Below are 16,354 nucleotides of genomic sequence, written 5' to 3'. Positions count from 1 at the left end.
TCCTCTTGTAGCGTTCAGGCCGCGCGTCCGGCGGCTTCCGGTTGCGGCGGCGGGTCCTGATCTTGTCCCTGCTCCTGCTCCTGCTCCTGCAGCGCCCGCCACTGGATCTTGCCGGTGGCGGACTTGGGCAGGGCATCGACGAAAGTGACGATGCGCGGCACCTTGTAGGCGGCCAGGCGCTCGCGGCACCACGCCATGATCTGCTCGGCGCTGGCCTCGGGCGTGCCGCGCGCGCCCGGCTTGAGCGCCACCACCGCCTTCACGGTCTCGCCCCGGCGCGCATCGCGCGCGGCGATCACGCAGGCTTCGTGGATGGCTGGATGCCCGTAGAGCAGGTTCTCCACCTCGGCCGGCCAGACCTTGAAGCCGGACGCATTGATCATGCGCTTGAGCCGGTCGCGCATGAAGAAGTAGCCTTCGGCATCCATGAAACCCAGGTCACCGGTGCGCAGGAAGCGCTTGCCATCGATCTCGACGAACGATTCGGCATCGGCCTGCGGGTTGCGCCAGTAGCCGCGCATCACCTGCGCGCCGTGGGTCACGATCTCGCCCAGTTCGCCCTGCGGCAACTCGGCCAGCGTGTGTGGGTCGATCACGCGCGCGTCCACGCCGAAGGTGGCGATGCCCAGGCATTCGCGCTTGGGCCGGTGGCGCGGGTTGGACAGCAGGAAGGCGGCGGTTTCGGTCAGGCCGTAAGCCTCCACGTAGGGCAGCCCGAAGCGCTCCTGCAGCATGGTCGCCACGGCGTCGGGCATGGCGGCGCCGCCGCCGCCCAGGTAGGCGAGGCTGGAAAGATCGCGCTCGGCGATGCCGGGCTGCGCGAAGAAGTCCACCAGCATGGCGGGTGGGGCGCCCCACGTGGAAACCTGGTAGCGCTCGATCAGGTCTGCTGCCAGCGCGCGATCCCAGCGCGGCAGCAGCACAATGGTGGCGCCCAGGTAAAGCGGTGCATGGATGCCGTTCTGCATCCCGAGCAGGTGGAACATCGGCGCGACCGACAGTGACACGCCTTCCGGGCTGGCGCCACGCCACAACTGCGAGCCCACCGCAGCGCTCATCAGCGATCCGTGCGTATGCATGCAGCCCTTCGGGTTGCCGGTGGTGCCGGATGTATAGGCCAGCATGCACAGGGTGTCGTAGCCAGCCTGGTGCTCGCGCGGGACATGGCCCGCGGCGTCGGCCTGCGTCCACTGCGCCAGCGTGGCGTTTTCCGGCACGGATGCGGGCAGCGGGGCGCGCTCGTAAAGCCAGGCGGGTATGCCGTCGGTGCCGCAGGCGCTGTCGAGCATGTCGCCGTACTGGTGCACGATCACATGCGGCAGCCTGGCGCCATGCAGCGGCGCGATGCGCGGATACAGCTCGGCCGCGACGAAGGCCGCCACCGCGCCGCTGTCCTCCACCACATGCTCCAGTTCGCCGGTCAGCCACATCGGGTTGGCAGGCACCACCACGGCCTCGGCGCGCAGGATGGCGTAGTACGCCACGATGAACTGGGGGCAGTTCTGGCTGAACAGCACCACCCGGTCGCCCGGCGCCACTCCAACTTGCTGCAGGTAGCCGGCCATGCGTTCGATCTGCGTGTGCAGGCTGGCGTAGGTGATGGGGGTATGGAGGTACTGGATCGCGGTCTTGCCGGGATAGCGCCGGGCGGCGACCTCGACGTTATAAACCAGGCTGGTGCGTGGAACGCGCACCTCGGCCGGCATGCCGGGCGGCCAGAAGGGAGAGCGGTAGGCCGGGGAGGGAGAAGCGCAAGCAACTTGATTCATGGCGAACACAAAGTAAGGAAATCGCCGGCCGCCGCCGGCGCGGCTCTAGTCAAGGCGGATATTCCGGGTGCGGATGACCTTGCCCCAGCGCGCGTAGTCGCTGCGCATGGTGTCGCCGAAGGCGTCCGGCGTGCTGCCCATGAGCACCACGCCCATCTCGCTCATGCGGCCGCGCACGGCGGGCATCGCCAGCACGCGGTTGACGTCGGCGGAGAACTTCTCCACCACCGGGCGCGGCGCGGCGGCCGGCAGCAACAGCCCGAACCAGCCCATCGCATCCATGCCCGCGATGCCGCACTCGCGGAAGGTCGGCACGTCTGGCAATTGCGGTGCGCGCGCCGGCCCGGTCACCGCGAGCGCGCGCAGCCGTCCGGTGGCGGTGTGCGGGCGGGCGCCCATGACGGAGATGATGGCGGCAGGCACCTGGCCGCCAAGCAGGTCGTTCAGCTCGGGCGCCTCGCCTTTGTAGGACACATGGGTCATGTCGAGCCCGGCGGCGTCGTTGAAGACTTCCCCGAAGAGATGGCCGCTGGAGCCGGTGCCGAAGGAGCCGTAGTTGAATTGCTTCGGCCTGGACTTCACCAGCGCGATGAACTCGGCCAGCGTGGTGGCGGGCACCGAGTTGTGCACCGCGAATACCAGGCTGGTAGTGCCAAGGTTGGACACCGGCGCAAAATCGCGCACCGGGTCGAAAGGCGCCTTGGCGTACAGGCTCGGCGCCTGGACCAGGGTGGTGATGGTCAGCAGCGCGGTATGGCCGTCGGCATCGGCCTTGGCCACCGCGTCGGCACCAATCATGCCGCTGGCGCCGGGGCGGTTTTCCACCACGATGGGACGCTGCCACATCTTGCCGAGCGGCTCGGCAATGGCGCGCGCCAGCACATCGGTGGCACCGCCCGCCGGATAGGGCACGACCAGCCGCACCGGCTTGGCCGGGAAGCTATCTGCGCGGGCCGGGCGCAAGCCTAGCCCGAGGCCACCGGCGGCGAGGGCGCCGGCTCCGATCTGCTGCAATGCCTTGCGGCGCTTGTGCTGCATCGCTGCTCCTGTCAGGTCGGTTCCAGAGGGGACCGGAGAATGCCGCCGGCTCAGTCGAGCCGGATATTGAGTTTGCGGATCACGCCGGCCCAGTAAGCCTGGTCGGCACGCGCCACCTCGGTGAACTCCTGCGGCCGCGACCCTTTCACGATCAAGCCGAGGTCGGTCATGCGCTGCTGGATATCGGGGCTGGCCAGGATGGCGTTCACATCCGCCGAAACCTTGTCCACGATGGGCCGGGGCGTGCCGGCCGGGGCGAACAGGCCGAACCAGCCGGGGCCGTCGAGGCCGCGGTAGCCCAGTTCCTGGAAGGTCGGCACATCCGGCAGCAGGGGCGCGCGAGTGTTGCCCACCACCGCCAGCGCGCGCAGTTTGCCGGTCCGCAAGTGCGGCTTGATTCCCATCACGGAAATCGTGCCCAGCGACACCTGGCCACCCAGCAGATCGTTGAGCAGCGGCGCCTCGCCTTTGTATGGCACATGGACCATGTCCAGGCCGGCCGTGCCGGTGAACACCTCCATATAGAGATGGGCACCGCTGCCGGTGCCGTAGGTGCCGTAGGAATAAGCCTTGGGACGGCTCTTCGCCAACTGCACCATCTCGGCAAGGTTGCCTGGCATGGACGAGTTGGCAGCCACCACGAGGTGCGTGGTCGCCAGTTCCGACACGGCGGTCAGGTCGCGCACGGGGTCGAAGGGCGGCTTGGCGTACTGGCTGGGCAATTGCACCACGCTGGTCAGCGTCAGCAACAGCGTGTAGCCGTCGGGAGCGGCCTTGACCACCGCGTCGGCGCCGATCATGCCGCTGGCGCCGGGGCGGTTCTCCACCACCACCGTGCGTTGCCACTGCTGGCCGAGCGGAGCGGCAATGGCGCGCGCGAGCACATCGGTGGCGCCACCGGCCGGATACGGCACGACCAGACGCACGGGCCGGGCCGGATAGCCGGACGCCCCGGTGCCTTGCGCGAGCGCGCTGGCCAGCCCGGCGAAGCCGCCACCCGCGGCCAGCGAGGCCGCGCCAAACCGCAACAGGGTCCTGCGACGTTCTGACTGCATCCTGCCTCCCATCGTTGAAGCGCCCGCCACGCCCCAATGGCCTGGTGCCGGCAAGAGATGAGATTGCGCGATGCTGCACTGCGTGGACAATGACCATTCGGCCCAAAATGATTGGCCGAATCGCTCAGGAAAAAGCCTGCCTTTGGTAAATCCGGATTGTGCAGGTGCGCCGCTTCGGGCTAACTGGCGAGCATGGCCGGCAGAGAACCGGCACCGAACCGGTACATGACGGGCAACGATCCGTCCGTGCGCCTGGCGCGCTGCGGTGCAGCGAAGGCGCGGATGGCCGGACTGACCGGGGCGTCCAACGAGGACAAGGAGACCATGCATATCGCCGTACTCAGAGCGCCCGCGCCGTCATCGATGCCGGTGCCGCTCGGCTCCCGCCCGGCCGGCGCGATGGCCGCGCGACTGCCGCGCGTGCACGAGGCGCCGCGCGCCGGCCAGCCGCCCGCACGCCATACCATCGCGGTCCTGCAAGTGCACCAGATCATTCAGGGGGCAAGGCGCCTGGGCTGCGACATCGACGCCTTGCTGCGCCGCGCGGCCATCTCGCCGGCCTTGCTGCAATCGCCCAGCGCGCGCGTGACCCAGGGCCAGTTTGCCGCGCTGATGCGATCCATGCGCCGCGTCATGCGCGACGAATTCTGGGGATTGCTCAGCCGACCGGTGGCGCCGGGCGTGTTCGCGCAGGCCTGCCAGGCACTGATCCATTGCGCCACGCTGGAAGACGCCCTGCACGCCGGCCTGCACCAGTACCGCCTGCACCTGGACGATTTCGTCCCGCGGTTGCAGCAGCGCGGCGGCGTCGCCACCCTGCTGCTGCTGCCGCGCGCGCCCGCCACGCCCTGCCGGCACTACGCGGAATCCACGTTTGCCTTCCAGGCCTACGGCGTGGCCAACTGGCTGGCGGCGCAGCGCATCCCGCTCGCCGGCGTGGACATGGCCGCGTCAGCCACGGGCCAGACTGGCGGACAGTCCCGCCTGACGGACACCGAACGGGTCTTCAACACGCGGGTCCGCTACGGCCAGCCGTACACCGCACTGCACTTCGATGCCGGCTGGCTGCGCCTGCCGGTAGTACAGGACGCGGGCAGCCTGCGGGAGTTCCTCCATGACACGCCGCGCAACCTGCTGACCCGCTACCGCGACGACTCCTGCCTGGCCGAGCGTATCCGCCGCCACCTGCGCTGCCACCTGGACGGCGAGTTGCCCTCGCTGGAGCAGATGGCCGAGACGCTGCGCCTGACGCCGCAAACGCTGCGCCGCCGCCTGCGCGACGAAGGCCGCGGCTACCAGAGCATTAAGGACAGCCTGCGCCGCGATGCCGCCATTGCCTTCCTGGAACACACGGACTTGCCGCTGCAGCAGGTGGCGCTGCGCGTAGGATTCTCCGAGCCCAGCACCTTCCACCGGGCATTCAAGAAATGGACCGGCGTGGCGCCGGGGGAATACCGGCAGCGGCAGATGATGGAATGCGCGGCCTGAGCCGCCGGGAGATGGCCTTATGGCGGAGCGCCCGATGGTCCGCGCAGGGGGATAGCGTGAACGAGGGGGAGGTGGTGGCGGTGGTGGGGGGAGTAGCGGCGCCAGGTTGCACAAGGGCGGTCCGCTGGCATTGACCTTCCGATACGCTGCGTCTCACCCGCAAGCGGGCGAGACGCAAGCCGCCCTCAGCGGAACACCACCACCGGGATATCGCTATGTGTCAGCACTTTCTGGGTCTCGCTGCCGAGCAGCAGGCCGCTGATGCCGCGCCGTCCATGCGAGGCCATGAAGATAACGTCGCAACCCAGCTCCGTCGCCGTGGCGATGATGCCCCGATAGGGCGCGGCCGCAATGGAGGTGGCACCTGTACACGGTACGCCCGCCTGCGCCGCGGCGGCTTCGATCTTCGCCAGTTCCTCGCGCGCTGCCGCCTCGATGCGATGCTCGAAAACCGATCTCTTCTCATGGCCCGCGTCGCTGGACTGCAGGAAGGGATATTCCTCCAGGCAAATGTAGGGCGTCAGTTTGGCGCCGGTCGTCCGTGCAAACTCGATGGCCGCCGGGGTTGCCTTTTGCGAGAGTTCCGACCCGTCAACGGGAAGCAGGATGTGTTTGAACATGTGATGGCCTTTGGTTGGCGGAGATGGAATTGGCGTCAGGAAGCCGAAGCTTTGCGCAGTATGACGTAGAGCTGGTCCTTCAAGTGTAGCTTCTCCTTCTTGAGGACTTCGATGGCGACGCCGTCGGCGGGCACCACGCCCGCCTCCATGTTCTTGATCTCCTGGTCCAGCTCGTTGTGGCGGGAAAACAGCCGCGCGAAGTGGGCGTCTTGTGTTTTGAGGATGGATATCTGGTCGCGGAATTCCGGGAACATGGGCCTCACCTTGGGTGGGAGTTGGAAGGCTTGCAATTCAGGAACATTCTGCCGGGAACCGGGCACGCCCGGCTTGATATGGATCATGTCCGGTGGACAAGCAACCGGCGGCAACGCCGGCCCGCGCTGCCCCTCAAACCACGCCTTTCCCCCGCAACGCCTTGATCCTCTCGGCCGACATCCCGAGAATCTCGCCTAGCACCGCCTCGGTATGCTCTCCCAGCCGCGGCGGCGCCGAGTCGTACCGCACCGGGGTAGCCGACAGCCGTAGCGGGCTCTTCACCGTGGGGCACACACCGCCGTCGCTGCGCAGCATATCCACCTGCAGTTCGCGATACCGGACCTGCGGATCTTCAAGCACCTGCGCATAGTCGTTGATCGGCCCGCAAGGAATCCCCTCGCGCTCCAGTGCTTCCACCCATTGCGCGGTAGTGCCCGTGCGCATATGGGCCTCCAGCAGCGGCACCAGCATGTCGCGATTGACGATGCGGCCCGTACCGGTGGTGAAGCGTTCGTCCTGGGCCAGGTCCGGGCGCCGCACACCGCGGCAATATCCCTGCCACTGCCCGTCGTTGCCGGCCGCCACGATCATGTACCCGTCGGCAGTGGCAAACACGTGATACGGCACCATGTTGGCGTGCGCGTTGCCGAAGCGCTGCGGCGTCTTGCCGGTGATCTTCTGCGCAAGGATGGGCGTGGCGCCGACCGCGACCACCGCATCGAGCAGCGCCATGTCGATACGCTGGCCTTCGCCGGTACGCTCCGCATGGCGCAGTGCGGCCAGCACGGCCACGGTGGCATACATGCCGGTGAGCATATCCACCACCGCCACGCCAACCTTCTGCGGCCCGCCGCCGGGCAGGTCGTCGCGTTCGCCGGTAATGCTCATCAGCCCGCCGATGCCCTGGAAGATGAAGTCGTAGCCCGGCTTGTGCGCGCTCGGGCCTTCCTGCCCGTAGCCGGTGATGGAGCAATAGACCAGCGACGGGTTGATGGCCTTGAGGCTGTCGTAGTCGAGCCCGTAGCGCTTCAGGTCGCCGACCTTGTAGTTCTCCAGCACGATCTGCGATTTCGCCGCCAGCTCGCGCACGATGGCCTGCCCTTCGGCGCTGGCGATATCGAGCGTGACCGAGCGCTTGCCGCGGTTGGCGCCGGCGTAATAGCTCGCATCGCGCGAGGGTTTTCCCTCCCCATCCGGCAGCCAGGGCGGGCCCCAGGAACGGGTGTCGTCGCCCACGCCGGGGCGCTCCACCTTGATCACCTCGGCGCCGAGATCCGCCAGGTTCTGCGCGCACCACGGGCCGGCCAGGATGCGGGAGAGGTCCAGCACGCGCACGCCGTCAAGCGCGCTCTTCATTGTTGTTGTCGTTGTCGTCATGCACGGAACTCCGCTACGCCGTTGCTGAGCACGGTGACGTCGCGCGCGGGCACCCGAGCGTCGAACAGCACGCGGCCGGCGCCTTCGCGCCACATGCGCACTTCGAGGGTTTCGCCGGGGAATACCGGCCGGGAGAAGCGCACGTTGAGCTCGAGCAGGCGGTCGCCATCGCCATCGGCAAGGGTATCGACCAGCGCACGGGCGGCAACGCCATAGGTGCACAGCCCATGCAGGATGGGCTTGTCGAAGCCGGCGGCGCGCGCCACTTCGGGATCGGCGTGCAGCGGGTTGGGATCGGCATTGAGGCGGTAGAGCAGCGCGGCTTGCGGCAGGATCGCCAGGCTGCGCTGCGCGTCCGGTGCGCGTGCCGGCGCCGCAGGAAGCGCCTCGGGCGCGGTATCGCCCTGGCCGAAGCCGCCATCGGCGCGGCAGAACGTGGTGTGGTTCACGGTAGCCAGTTCGGCACCGGTGGCGTCGTCCACCAGCGTGCGTTCCACGATCACCAGCGCGCCCTTGTCGGCGCCCTTGTCGATCACATGCGTCACCCGTGCGCGGGCGCGCACGGTACCGGCCGCCGGCAGCGGACGATGCAGGCGCAGGCGCTGTTCGCCGTGCACGATGCGGACCCAGTCGATGCCGCTCTTCGGGTCCTGCATCCAGAAGCCAGGGTAGGCCAGCACCACGGCCTGCGTGGGAAACGCCTTGAGCCGCGCCTCGTAGACGTAGCGCAACTGGCGCGGATCGGTGGGTTGTTCGCCCAGGCCAAGGCCCAGCGCGTAGAGGATGGAATCCTTCTCGCCGTAGGTCTGCCTGACCTCCGGAAAGTCCCAGTTCTTGATGCGTTCGTAGTCGAGCGGCATGGCGTCAGATCGGGTCCCAGTTGATCACGTCGGGCGAGCGTTCGAGCTTGAAAAAGCTGTTGCGCATGGCGGGGATGGCGATCTCGGCGATGGATTCCGGGGTCCAGCCTTCGCTCATATGCACCGAGCGCACCGGACGCGGCTGGCTCATCAGCATGATCTCGTTGGCGCGCACGGCAAAGATCTGCGCATTGACTTCATGCGCGGCATCGCTGGCGAGAAAGGCGGCCATCGGCGCGACCTTGTTGGCTTCCATCTTTTGCAGCTTGAGCACGCGGGCTTTCTCTTCCGGGGTCTCGGAAGGAATCGAGCTGGTCATGCGGCTCCACGCAAACGGCGCGATGCAGTTCGAGCGCACGTTGAAGCGGGCCATATCCAGCGCGATCGACTTGGACAGCGCGGCAATGCCAAGCTTGGCGGCCGAATAATTGGCCTGGCCCAGGTTGCCGATCAGGCCGGAGGTGGAGGTCATGTGCACGTAGGCGCCACTTTCCTGGTCCTTGAAGTGGTTGGCGGCGGCGCGGCTGACAAAGAAAGTGCCGTTGAGGTGGACGTCGATCACCGAGCGCCATTCCTCTTCGTTCATCTTGAAGAACATGCGGTCGCGCAGGTTGCCGGCGTTGTTGACCACGGCGTCGATGCGGCCGAAGTTGTCGATCGCGCATTGCACGATGGCGTTGGCGCCCTGCCAGCTCGACACGCTGTCGGTATTGGCCACCGCGATGCCGCCGGCGGCAACGATCTCGTCGACCACGCGCTGCGCGGGTCCGGCATCGCCGCCTTCGCCGGTGAGCGATACGCCGATGTCGTTGACCACCACCTTGGCGCCCGCCTTGGCCAGTTCCAGCGCGACGCCGCGCCCGATGCCACCGCCCGCGCCGGTCACCAGCGCTACCTTGCCTGCCATCATTCCACTCATGCTTTGACTCCTGTCTACAGATTTGTACGGATTTGCTCGGCGGCCTGGCGCTCGCCAGGCCGGGTATTCAGTAGCTCACGTTTCACTCCAGCCGCGCGCCGGACTCCTTCACCACCTTGCTCCAGCGCGCGATCTCGGCATCGATATGCGCGCCCAGCGCGGCCGGCGTGGAGCCCACCGGCTCGTAGCCGTTGGCCGCCAGGTTGGCGCGCAGTTCGGGCTGGGCCAGCACCGCCGCGATCTCCTGGCTGAGCCGGTCGATAATCGCTGGCGGCGTGCCGGCCGGCGCCAGCACTGCGTACCAGCCGTTGATGTCGAAGCCCGGCACGCCGGCCTCCGCCAGCGTGGGCACCTCGGGCGCCAGCGTGGCGCGCCTGGCGCTGGTCACGGCCAGCGCTTTCAGGCGCCCGCTGCGGATATGCGGCATCGAGGTGGAGATGCTGTCGAAAGTCAGCTGCACCTCGCCCGCCAGCATGGCGTTGACCACCTGGGCGCTGCCCTTGTACGGCACATGGGTCATCTTGACGCCGGCCAGGCTGTCGAACAGTTCGCCGGCCAGGTGGCCGGTGTTGCCGTTGCCGGCGGAAGCAAAGGTGAGCTGTCCCGGCGCCGCCCTGGCCGCGGCGATCAGCTCCGGTACCGTCCTGGCTTTCAAGGAGGGGCTGCCGGCCAGGATCAGCGGCAGGTTGGCCACCAGCGACACCGGCGCGAAATCCTTGCGCGTGTCGTACGGCAGCTTGGGATAGAGGCTGGCGTTGATGGCATGCGCGGCCAGCACCAGGATCAGCGTATTGCCATCCGGCCTGGCGCGCGCGAGTTGCTGGCTGGCGATGGTGCCGCCGGCGCCCGGCCGGTAGTCGAGCACCACCGGCTGCCCGAGGCGCTCCTGCAGCTTGGCCGCCACCGGGCGCGCCAGCAGGTCGGCGCTGCCGCCCGGCGGATAGGGGATCAGCAGCTGGATCGGCTTGCTGGGCCAGGTGTCGGCGAGGGCAGCCGCGCTGGCGCCCAGCAGGGCCGCCGCGAAGGGGGCGATCAGCATGCCCCGGAGCCATGACCTGCGGTGGCGCGCTTTCGATGTTTCCATCATGCCTTGTCCCCTTGTTGTGTCGTGATCATGCGCGCCGTTCCGCGGCACGCCTTCATTGCTGCGGAATGCCCGTATCCTTGACCACCTTGGCCCAGCGCACCCGCTCCGCGTCGATAAACTTGCCGAAATGCTCGGGTGTGTCGCCGCCCGGCACACCGCCCAGTTCGGCCAGGCGGGTCTTGACTTCGGGCTCGGCCAGGATGCCGGCCACCATCTTCTGCAAGCGCGTGACAACTGCCGGCGGCGTGCCGGCCGGCGCCACCAGCCCGAACCATGCGGTCACCTGGAAATCGTCCAGCCCGGCCTCCTTCATGGTCGGCACGTCGGGCAACTCGGCCACGCGGGTGGCGCTGGTTACGGCCAGCGCGCGCAGCTTGCCGGACTGGATATGCGGCAGGGAGCTGGGCAGGTTGTCCACCATCATGGTCACCTGGCCGGCGATCAGGTCGGCCACGGCCGGAGCGGCACCCTTGTACGGCACATGGATGATGTCGATGCCGGTGCGTTTCTTGAACAGCTCGCCGGACAGATGCACCGACTGGCCGGTGCCCGAAGAGGCGAACGACAACTTGCCCGGCTGGGACTTCGCCAGCGCCACCAGCTCGGCCACGTTGCGGGCGGGCACCTTGGCGTTGACCACCAGCACATTGGGCACCGATACCACCATGGTGACCGGCGTGAAGTCCTCGGCACGGTAGGGAAGTTGCTTGTACAGGCCGTAGTTGATGGCATTGGGGCCGATATTGCCCATCATCAGGGTGTAGCCGTCCGGCGCGGCCTGGCGCAGCGCCTGCACGCCGACGATGCCGGCGGCGCCGGCCCGGTTCTCCACCACCACGGGCTGGCCCAGGATCTCGCCCAGCCGCTTGCCGACGAGGCGCGAGGCGATATCGGTGGTGCCGCCCGCCGCCGCGGGCACGATCAGGCGCACGGGCTTGTCGGGATACTCGGCGGCGGCAACGCCGGCGCTCATGAATGCCAGGCCCAGCATGGCGGCCAGGGCCGCCCGCCTGCGTGCGCTGTAGCGCCGAACTGTCATTTGTCGTCCTCCTGGGCGGCTTGCGGCGGCGCGGGAATTCCGCCCCGCTCGTACGGGCCTATCCGGTATTCGCCCGCGCAATACGGACGAAGCGGCCTTTCTGGTTCTATTGCCACCGCGAATACGATAAATTGATGGCGGGGACATTGCTATTCACGATTCACAATAGAGGCCTTTGGCCCAGCGAAACACATGCATTACGACCTGACCGACCTGCGCCTCTTCCTCAACGTCGGCGAAACCGAAAACCTGACCCGCGCCGCCGAGCGCAGCTTCCTTTCCCTGCCCGCCGCCAGCACCCGCATCAAGCAGCTGGAAGAAGCCTTTCAGACCCAGTTGCTGATCCGCCAGGTCAAGGGCGTGCGGCTGACGCCCGCCGGCGACGCGTTGCTGCGCCATGCGCGGGAAGTGTTCCGCGAACTGGAATGCCTGCACTCGGACCTGCGCCCCTACGCCAAGGGCGTCAAGGGCCGCGTGCGCCTGCTGGCCAACACCACCGCCACCAACTCCTTCCTCGCCACCGCGCTGTCGCGCTTCCTGGCCGAGAACCCGGACGTGGACATCGAACTGGAAGAGCAGCTTTCCCAGGCCATCGTCTCGTCCATCAGCGCCGGTGCGGCGGACCTTGGCATCGTCGCCGGCGAGGTAGCCACCAATGACCTCGAAGTCATGCAGCTATGCAGCGACGAGCTGATCGTGATCGCGCCGGTCAACCACCCGCTGCCGCAATTCACCAGCCTGCATTTCGCCGACCTGCTGGATACCTGCCGCTTTGTCGGCCTCAACCAGTTCAGCGCGATCCAGTCTTTCCTGGACCGGATCGCCAGCGGCATGGGCAAGCGCATCAGCCTGCGGATCCAGTTGGGCAGCTTCGACGCGGTGTGCCGGATGGTGGAAGCGGGCGCTGGGATCGCCATCGTGCCCAACAGCTGCGCGCGACGCTATGCAAGCCGCAAGGTGCTGCGGTTTATCCCGCTGGAAGATGAATGGGCGAAGCGCGACCTGCGCCTGGTGCGGCGGCCGGGAAGGGAACTGCCGCAGTTTGCGGAGACGCTGATCCAGTATTTGACGGAGGCGGCGCGGGAGCCGGTTTGACAAAGGAGCGGCCAGCCTGGGACGGTCCCGTCATATCGGGCATCGATACCTCAGATCATTCTTTGACCTTCTTCTTCCTGTCGCGCTCTAGCTGCTTGATGCTTTCCTTGGGTGTCGGCAGGGCTTCCGGCATGGTGCCACCCAACTCGGCAATGGTCTGGCGCACTTTCTTGCCAACCTCGAAATGCGTCTGCTTGGCCTGTTGCTTGCCACGCACCAGGTCTCGCCGCAGCTTGTCATCAGTCTGCGTGGCGCGGAATAGATTCGCCGCAAGTTCGGTGCTACCCATGTGGTCGAGAATCTTCTGGCTCTTCTTCAAGCCCTTGATGGCGTGAATGTCCTTGGCCGCTTTGCCACCATACAGCCCCTTGTGGCCATGATCCTGAAAGATCGCGTAGTCCAGGGGCGTCTCGACACCCGCGTCCCTGGCCGCCGCCGCCAAGTGCTTGTTGTGAGCGGCTAGCTCGTTACGGATCGCCAGCCGCTTCTCATCTTCAGTCAGCCGCGCGAAGGCCTCGTCGTCGCGAAGTTCCTGGCGACGGGTCTGCAAGGCAAAATAGGTCTGGCCATTCGCGATGACCGGCTTGCCGGGGTCACCGTTCTGGACGATCAGGTAGCAGGCATAGCGCGAGAGGCGGATGTCGGCGATCTGTCGCCTGGCCCCCAGCCGATCCCGACCATTTCGAGGACATCCTCGAAATGGTTCGCCACCGGCTGGCCGCTGTTGCGGCAGGCCTCTGTGTCAGCGACTTACCACGCCATGGTGAATCGGCCCTTCTAACGCTGAGCAGCCAGCACGCCGGCTCCCACTCGCTCAGAGCGTCAACGTTAGTTTTCCAGTCAGTGCGCCAGGGAGCAGGGCGGAGTCGGTTTGCCGCTCACCATACGTACTGCTCGACACCCGCAACTGCCGCTCGCTCGTCAGCGCCTCCAGATGCTCGCCCAGGAAGCTGTAGATGCTGTCGTCGAACCGCATCGTGCCCAGCGGCGCCTGGATGCGGCCATCCTCCACCCAGAACGTCGCGAAGCGTGTCATGCCGGTCATGCGGCCCGCCGGCGCATCGGACCAGTTCAGGTACCAGAGATTGCCGATATAAAGACCCGTGCCCAGGGCCGCCAGCACGTCGGCCTGGGCCAGTTCGCCAGCGTCCATCGCAAGGGATAGCGGCGTTTCGCGGGCACTGGCGCAATTGGCAGCCAGATCGTACTCGCGCGCGCTGCGCGGATAGACCAGCCGGCCGGCAGGTTGTCCCGCGCGTACCAGCGTGACATCGCTGCGCGGAATGCCTTCTGGCCCGAAGGCGGGCGCCAGCATGCCACTCGCCCGCTCGTCCAGATCCAGCAGCCGGCTAAGTTGGGCGCCGCCGTCGTACAGGCGTTGCAGCGGACTTTCCTTCTGCGCCAGCGCGCGGGCCGAGAAGCCGCCCCAGGAGAGCATGCCCACCACCTCCTCGAGCGCGGCGGGGGCCAGATAAGCGCGGTAGTCGCCCGGCGACAGGACGCGCCGCGGCTTGCCCAGGTGTTCCAGTTGCCGGCGCGCATCCGCAAAGCGGCTGGCAAACTCCGCCGCGTCCCAGCGCGCGCCCGCGTAGTCGGCCTTTACCGCCTGACCGTTGGCATGGAACAGGCTCCAGTCGAAATGGAAGCCCTGCGCGGCATGCCAGCCGAAGGCGCCGAAGCTGTTGGCAAAGCCCCGGTACAGCGGGCCGGCGGCATAGATGCCCACCAGGTCGAGCCCATGCGCGGCTGCCTCGATCTGCGCCAGTACCTCCGAACTGTCTGGCGGCGCTGCCGCATTGGCCAGCACGCGCTGCCACGGGTCGCGCTCCAGCAGCAGGTAGGGGTCGGGCTGCAACTGGGCAATTGCCTCGCGCAGTTGCAGCAGCCCATCGGCAAGGCGCTGGCGATCGGTCGCCGGCTCGCCGGACAGCGCGATGCCGATGTCGGCATGACGGCCATCGCGAACCAGCTTGAGGCTCGCCGTGGCTTGCCGCACCTGCCCGGCCTGGCGCACCCGCGCCCGGTTGAAGCGAATGAACTCGGACGCCTCGGCGCTGTACCACAGGGTGAAGGCTTCACCCTCGCCCAGCGCGGCGCGCACATCTTCGGCAAGCGCCGCGAACAACGATTCCGCATCCGCCATCACGCGGCCCCTCCAAAGACTTCCACTTGCCGGAACACGCAGGCCGGCGATGCATGACCGACGCGCACCACCTGGTTGGGCTCGCCCTTGCCGCAGTAAGGCGTGCCATGCACCTCGAAGGTACTGGCGTCGCCCACGGCGGCCAGGCTGCGCCAGAAGTTGGCGGAAACGCCACGATAGTTCGGGTTCTTGACCACGCCCTTGAGCTCGCCGTCTTCGATCAGGCGCCCCCATTCGCAGCCGAACTGGAACTTGTTGCGCGCATCGTCGATGGACCATGAGCGGTTGGACGACATCAGGATGCCGCGCTCGATGCCGCCGACCAGTTGCGCCATGGTGCGGTCGCCCGGCTCCAGGTTGAGGTTGGCCATGCGGTCGATGGGCGGCCGGTTCCAGTTGCAGGCCCGGCTGTTGGCCACGCCCGGCAACCCGCTGCGCCACTGCGACAGCGCGCCGCCGAGCGGACGCAGCAGCAAGCCATCGCGGATCAGGAATTCCTTTTGCGCGGGCTGGCCCTCGTCGTCGTGGCCGTAGCTGGCCAGTTCCTCGGGGATGCCGGGGTCGAAGCTGATATTGAGCAGGGGCGAGCCATATTGATAACGGCCGAAGTCCTCCAGCCCGATAAAGCTGGCGCCGGCATAGTTGCGCTCGTCCCCGAGGATGCGGTCCAGTTCCAGCGGATGGCCGATGGATTCGTGGATCTGCAGCATCATCTGGTCCGGCATCAGCAACAGGTCGGTGGCGCCGCTGGGGGCGTTGGGTGCCAGCAGCAACTGCAGCGCCTCGTCCGCTACACGAGATGCGGCGCCGGCAAAGCCGAGACGCGCCATGACCTCGGCGCCGCCCTGCTGGCCGCTGCCGAAGCCGCCGAAGCTGCGGGTCTGGCTGTCGCCGCCGTCGAAAGCGGTCACGCTGATACCGGGATAGACAAAGCGCAGCGCCTGCCATTGCTCGGCGCCCGCGCTATTGAGGTAAAGCTGCTCGTGGCGCTGGTGATCGAGATAAACGATCCAGTTCACCAGGCGCGAATCGGCGGGCACGGTAGCGGAGACCTCCGCCAGCAGCGCGAAGCGCTCGGCGAGACCGGGGAATTGGCCGTGCAGGCCGGGGGATTCGTAGCGGGCGTGGCCTGTCGGCGGTTCCAGTCCGCGCAGGTCGACCAGGCCGTGCGCGGCGATTCGCCGGGCGAGCGCTTCGGCGCTGTCGAGCGCGCCCTGCAGCCCGGCCAGGCTGAGATCGCTGGTGGCGGCGTAGGCTTCCACGCCATCCAGGCGCACGCTGAGCATGGCGCCCATGTCCTGCGTCAAGGAGGGCGGTTCGGCGATCCCGCGCCGCAGCATGCAATGCTCGCCGGTCTGCCTGACAAGGCGCAGCGAGTGAAACCCGGCGCGGGTGGTCAGCGCGGCGAAGTTCTGTCTGGCGCGTTCGAACAAAGAGGGCTCCGGGAACGGTTGCGGGCGAGCCAGTACTGGCCTGATCTGCTTCCAGACCGCAGCAAACGCTGACTCAGGGATCGGGAAATATTACTACCTTTGCACCGATCCGCCCCCCCCCCGCCTGCACTCGGCAACCCCATCACGATGCACGCGCCCAGCGCGATGGTCGGTCG

General features: G+C 67.4%; 15 protein-coding genes. 2 read left to right on the top strand and 13 right to left on the bottom strand.

Features of this window, described 5'->3' with window-relative positions:
* Positions 1 to 14: 14 nt before the first annotated feature.
* The 3 genes from AC1DT6_RS17365 to AC1DT6_RS17355 are packed head-to-tail and all read right to left on the bottom strand — an operon-like array spanning position 15 to position 3,862.
* On the bottom strand, positions 15 to 1,769 hold the full coding sequence (locus AC1DT6_RS17365) for a long-chain fatty acid--CoA ligase (RefSeq protein ID WP_441630947.1): 1,755 nt from the start codon (positions 1,767 to 1,769) through the stop codon (positions 15 to 17).
* A 45-nt stretch (positions 1,770 to 1,814) separates the two neighbouring features.
* A complete protein-coding gene (locus AC1DT6_RS17360) occupies positions 1,815 to 2,807 on the bottom strand; it encodes a tripartite tricarboxylate transporter substrate binding protein (protein WP_441630945.1) in 993 nt (330 codons plus the stop codon).
* 50 nt (positions 2,808 to 2,857) lie between these two features.
* Positions 2,858 to 3,862 carry a tripartite tricarboxylate transporter substrate binding protein gene (locus AC1DT6_RS17355; protein WP_441630943.1) on the bottom strand — a complete coding sequence of 335 codons (1,005 nt, stop codon included), beginning with the start codon at positions 3,860 to 3,862 and terminating at the stop codon, positions 2,858 to 2,860.
* A 324-nt stretch (positions 3,863 to 4,186) separates the two neighbouring features.
* Between AC1DT6_RS17355 and AC1DT6_RS17350 the strand changes: the two genes are divergently transcribed.
* Positions 4,187 to 5,350: an AraC family transcriptional regulator gene (locus tag AC1DT6_RS17350; RefSeq protein WP_441630968.1), complete on the top strand. Its 1,164-nt coding sequence runs from the start codon at positions 4,187 to 4,189 to the stop codon at positions 5,348 to 5,350.
* Positions 5,351 to 5,535: 185 nt separating this feature from the next.
* Here the strand turns inward: AC1DT6_RS17350 and AC1DT6_RS17345 are convergent, their stop codons facing one another.
* From AC1DT6_RS17345 to AC1DT6_RS17315, 7 genes are all read right to left on the bottom strand, one after another.
* On the bottom strand, positions 5,536 to 5,970 hold the full coding sequence (locus AC1DT6_RS17345; RefSeq protein ID WP_045235416.1) for a universal stress protein: 435 nt from the start codon (positions 5,968 to 5,970) through the stop codon (positions 5,536 to 5,538).
* 35 nt (positions 5,971 to 6,005) lie between these two features.
* Positions 6,006 to 6,224 (bottom strand): HP1242/YdcH family protein, encoded by a 219-nt coding sequence (locus AC1DT6_RS17340; protein WP_441630966.1) that lies wholly within the window; start codon positions 6,222 to 6,224, stop codon positions 6,006 to 6,008.
* A gap of 133 nt (positions 6,225 to 6,357) precedes the next feature.
* Positions 6,358 to 7,581 (bottom strand): CaiB/BaiF CoA transferase family protein, encoded by a 1,224-nt coding sequence (locus tag AC1DT6_RS17335; RefSeq protein WP_477111151.1) that lies wholly within the window; start codon positions 7,579 to 7,581, stop codon positions 6,358 to 6,360.
* 17 nt (positions 7,582 to 7,598) lie between these two features.
* Positions 7,599 to 8,462 carry a MaoC/PaaZ C-terminal domain-containing protein gene (locus tag AC1DT6_RS17330; protein WP_477111150.1) on the bottom strand — a complete coding sequence of 288 codons (864 nt, stop codon included), beginning with the start codon at positions 8,460 to 8,462 and terminating at the stop codon, positions 7,599 to 7,601.
* A gap of 4 nt (positions 8,463 to 8,466) precedes the next feature.
* Positions 8,467 to 9,381: an SDR family NAD(P)-dependent oxidoreductase gene (locus AC1DT6_RS17325; RefSeq protein WP_035863195.1), complete on the bottom strand. Its 915-nt coding sequence runs from the start codon at positions 9,379 to 9,381 to the stop codon at positions 8,467 to 8,469.
* A gap of 82 nt (positions 9,382 to 9,463) precedes the next feature.
* The gene (locus tag AC1DT6_RS17320; protein ID WP_441630936.1) at positions 9,464 to 10,420 is read right to left on the bottom strand and encodes a tripartite tricarboxylate transporter substrate binding protein; all 957 of its coding nucleotides are present in this window, start codon (positions 10,418 to 10,420) and stop codon (positions 9,464 to 9,466) included.
* A 100-nt stretch (positions 10,421 to 10,520) separates the two neighbouring features.
* Positions 10,521 to 11,507, bottom strand: a complete 987-nt coding sequence (locus AC1DT6_RS17315; protein ID WP_441630934.1) for a Bug family tripartite tricarboxylate transporter substrate binding protein — start codon at positions 11,505 to 11,507, stop codon at positions 10,521 to 10,523.
* A gap of 192 nt (positions 11,508 to 11,699) precedes the next feature.
* Between AC1DT6_RS17315 and AC1DT6_RS17310 the strand changes: the two genes are divergently transcribed.
* On the top strand, positions 11,700 to 12,602 hold the full coding sequence (locus AC1DT6_RS17310; protein ID WP_035863199.1) for a LysR family transcriptional regulator: 903 nt from the start codon (positions 11,700 to 11,702) through the stop codon (positions 12,600 to 12,602).
* A 55-nt stretch (positions 12,603 to 12,657) separates the two neighbouring features.
* Here the strand turns inward: AC1DT6_RS17310 and dinD are convergent, their stop codons facing one another.
* From dinD to AC1DT6_RS17295, 3 genes are all read right to left on the bottom strand, one after another.
* Positions 12,658 to 13,212, bottom strand: a complete 555-nt coding sequence (gene dinD, locus AC1DT6_RS17305; RefSeq protein ID WP_441630964.1) for a DNA damage-inducible protein D — start codon at positions 13,210 to 13,212, stop codon at positions 12,658 to 12,660.
* A 204-nt stretch (positions 13,213 to 13,416) separates the two neighbouring features.
* Positions 13,417 to 14,745, bottom strand: a complete 1,329-nt coding sequence (locus AC1DT6_RS17300; protein WP_441630962.1) for a TldD/PmbA family protein — start codon at positions 14,743 to 14,745, stop codon at positions 13,417 to 13,419.
* Entirely contained in the window at positions 14,745 to 16,178 is a 1,434-nt protein-coding gene (locus tag AC1DT6_RS17295; protein WP_441630932.1) for a TldD/PmbA family protein, read from the bottom strand. Before AC1DT6_RS17295 ends, AC1DT6_RS17300 begins: the two co-directional genes overlap by 1 nt.
* Positions 16,179 to 16,354 lie beyond the last annotated feature (176 nt).

The organism is Cupriavidus sp. 01L45, from assembly GCF_056399885.1.
The sequence above is the reverse complement of the archived record's forward strand: the minus strand, read 5'-3'. Positions and strand labels throughout refer to the sequence as shown.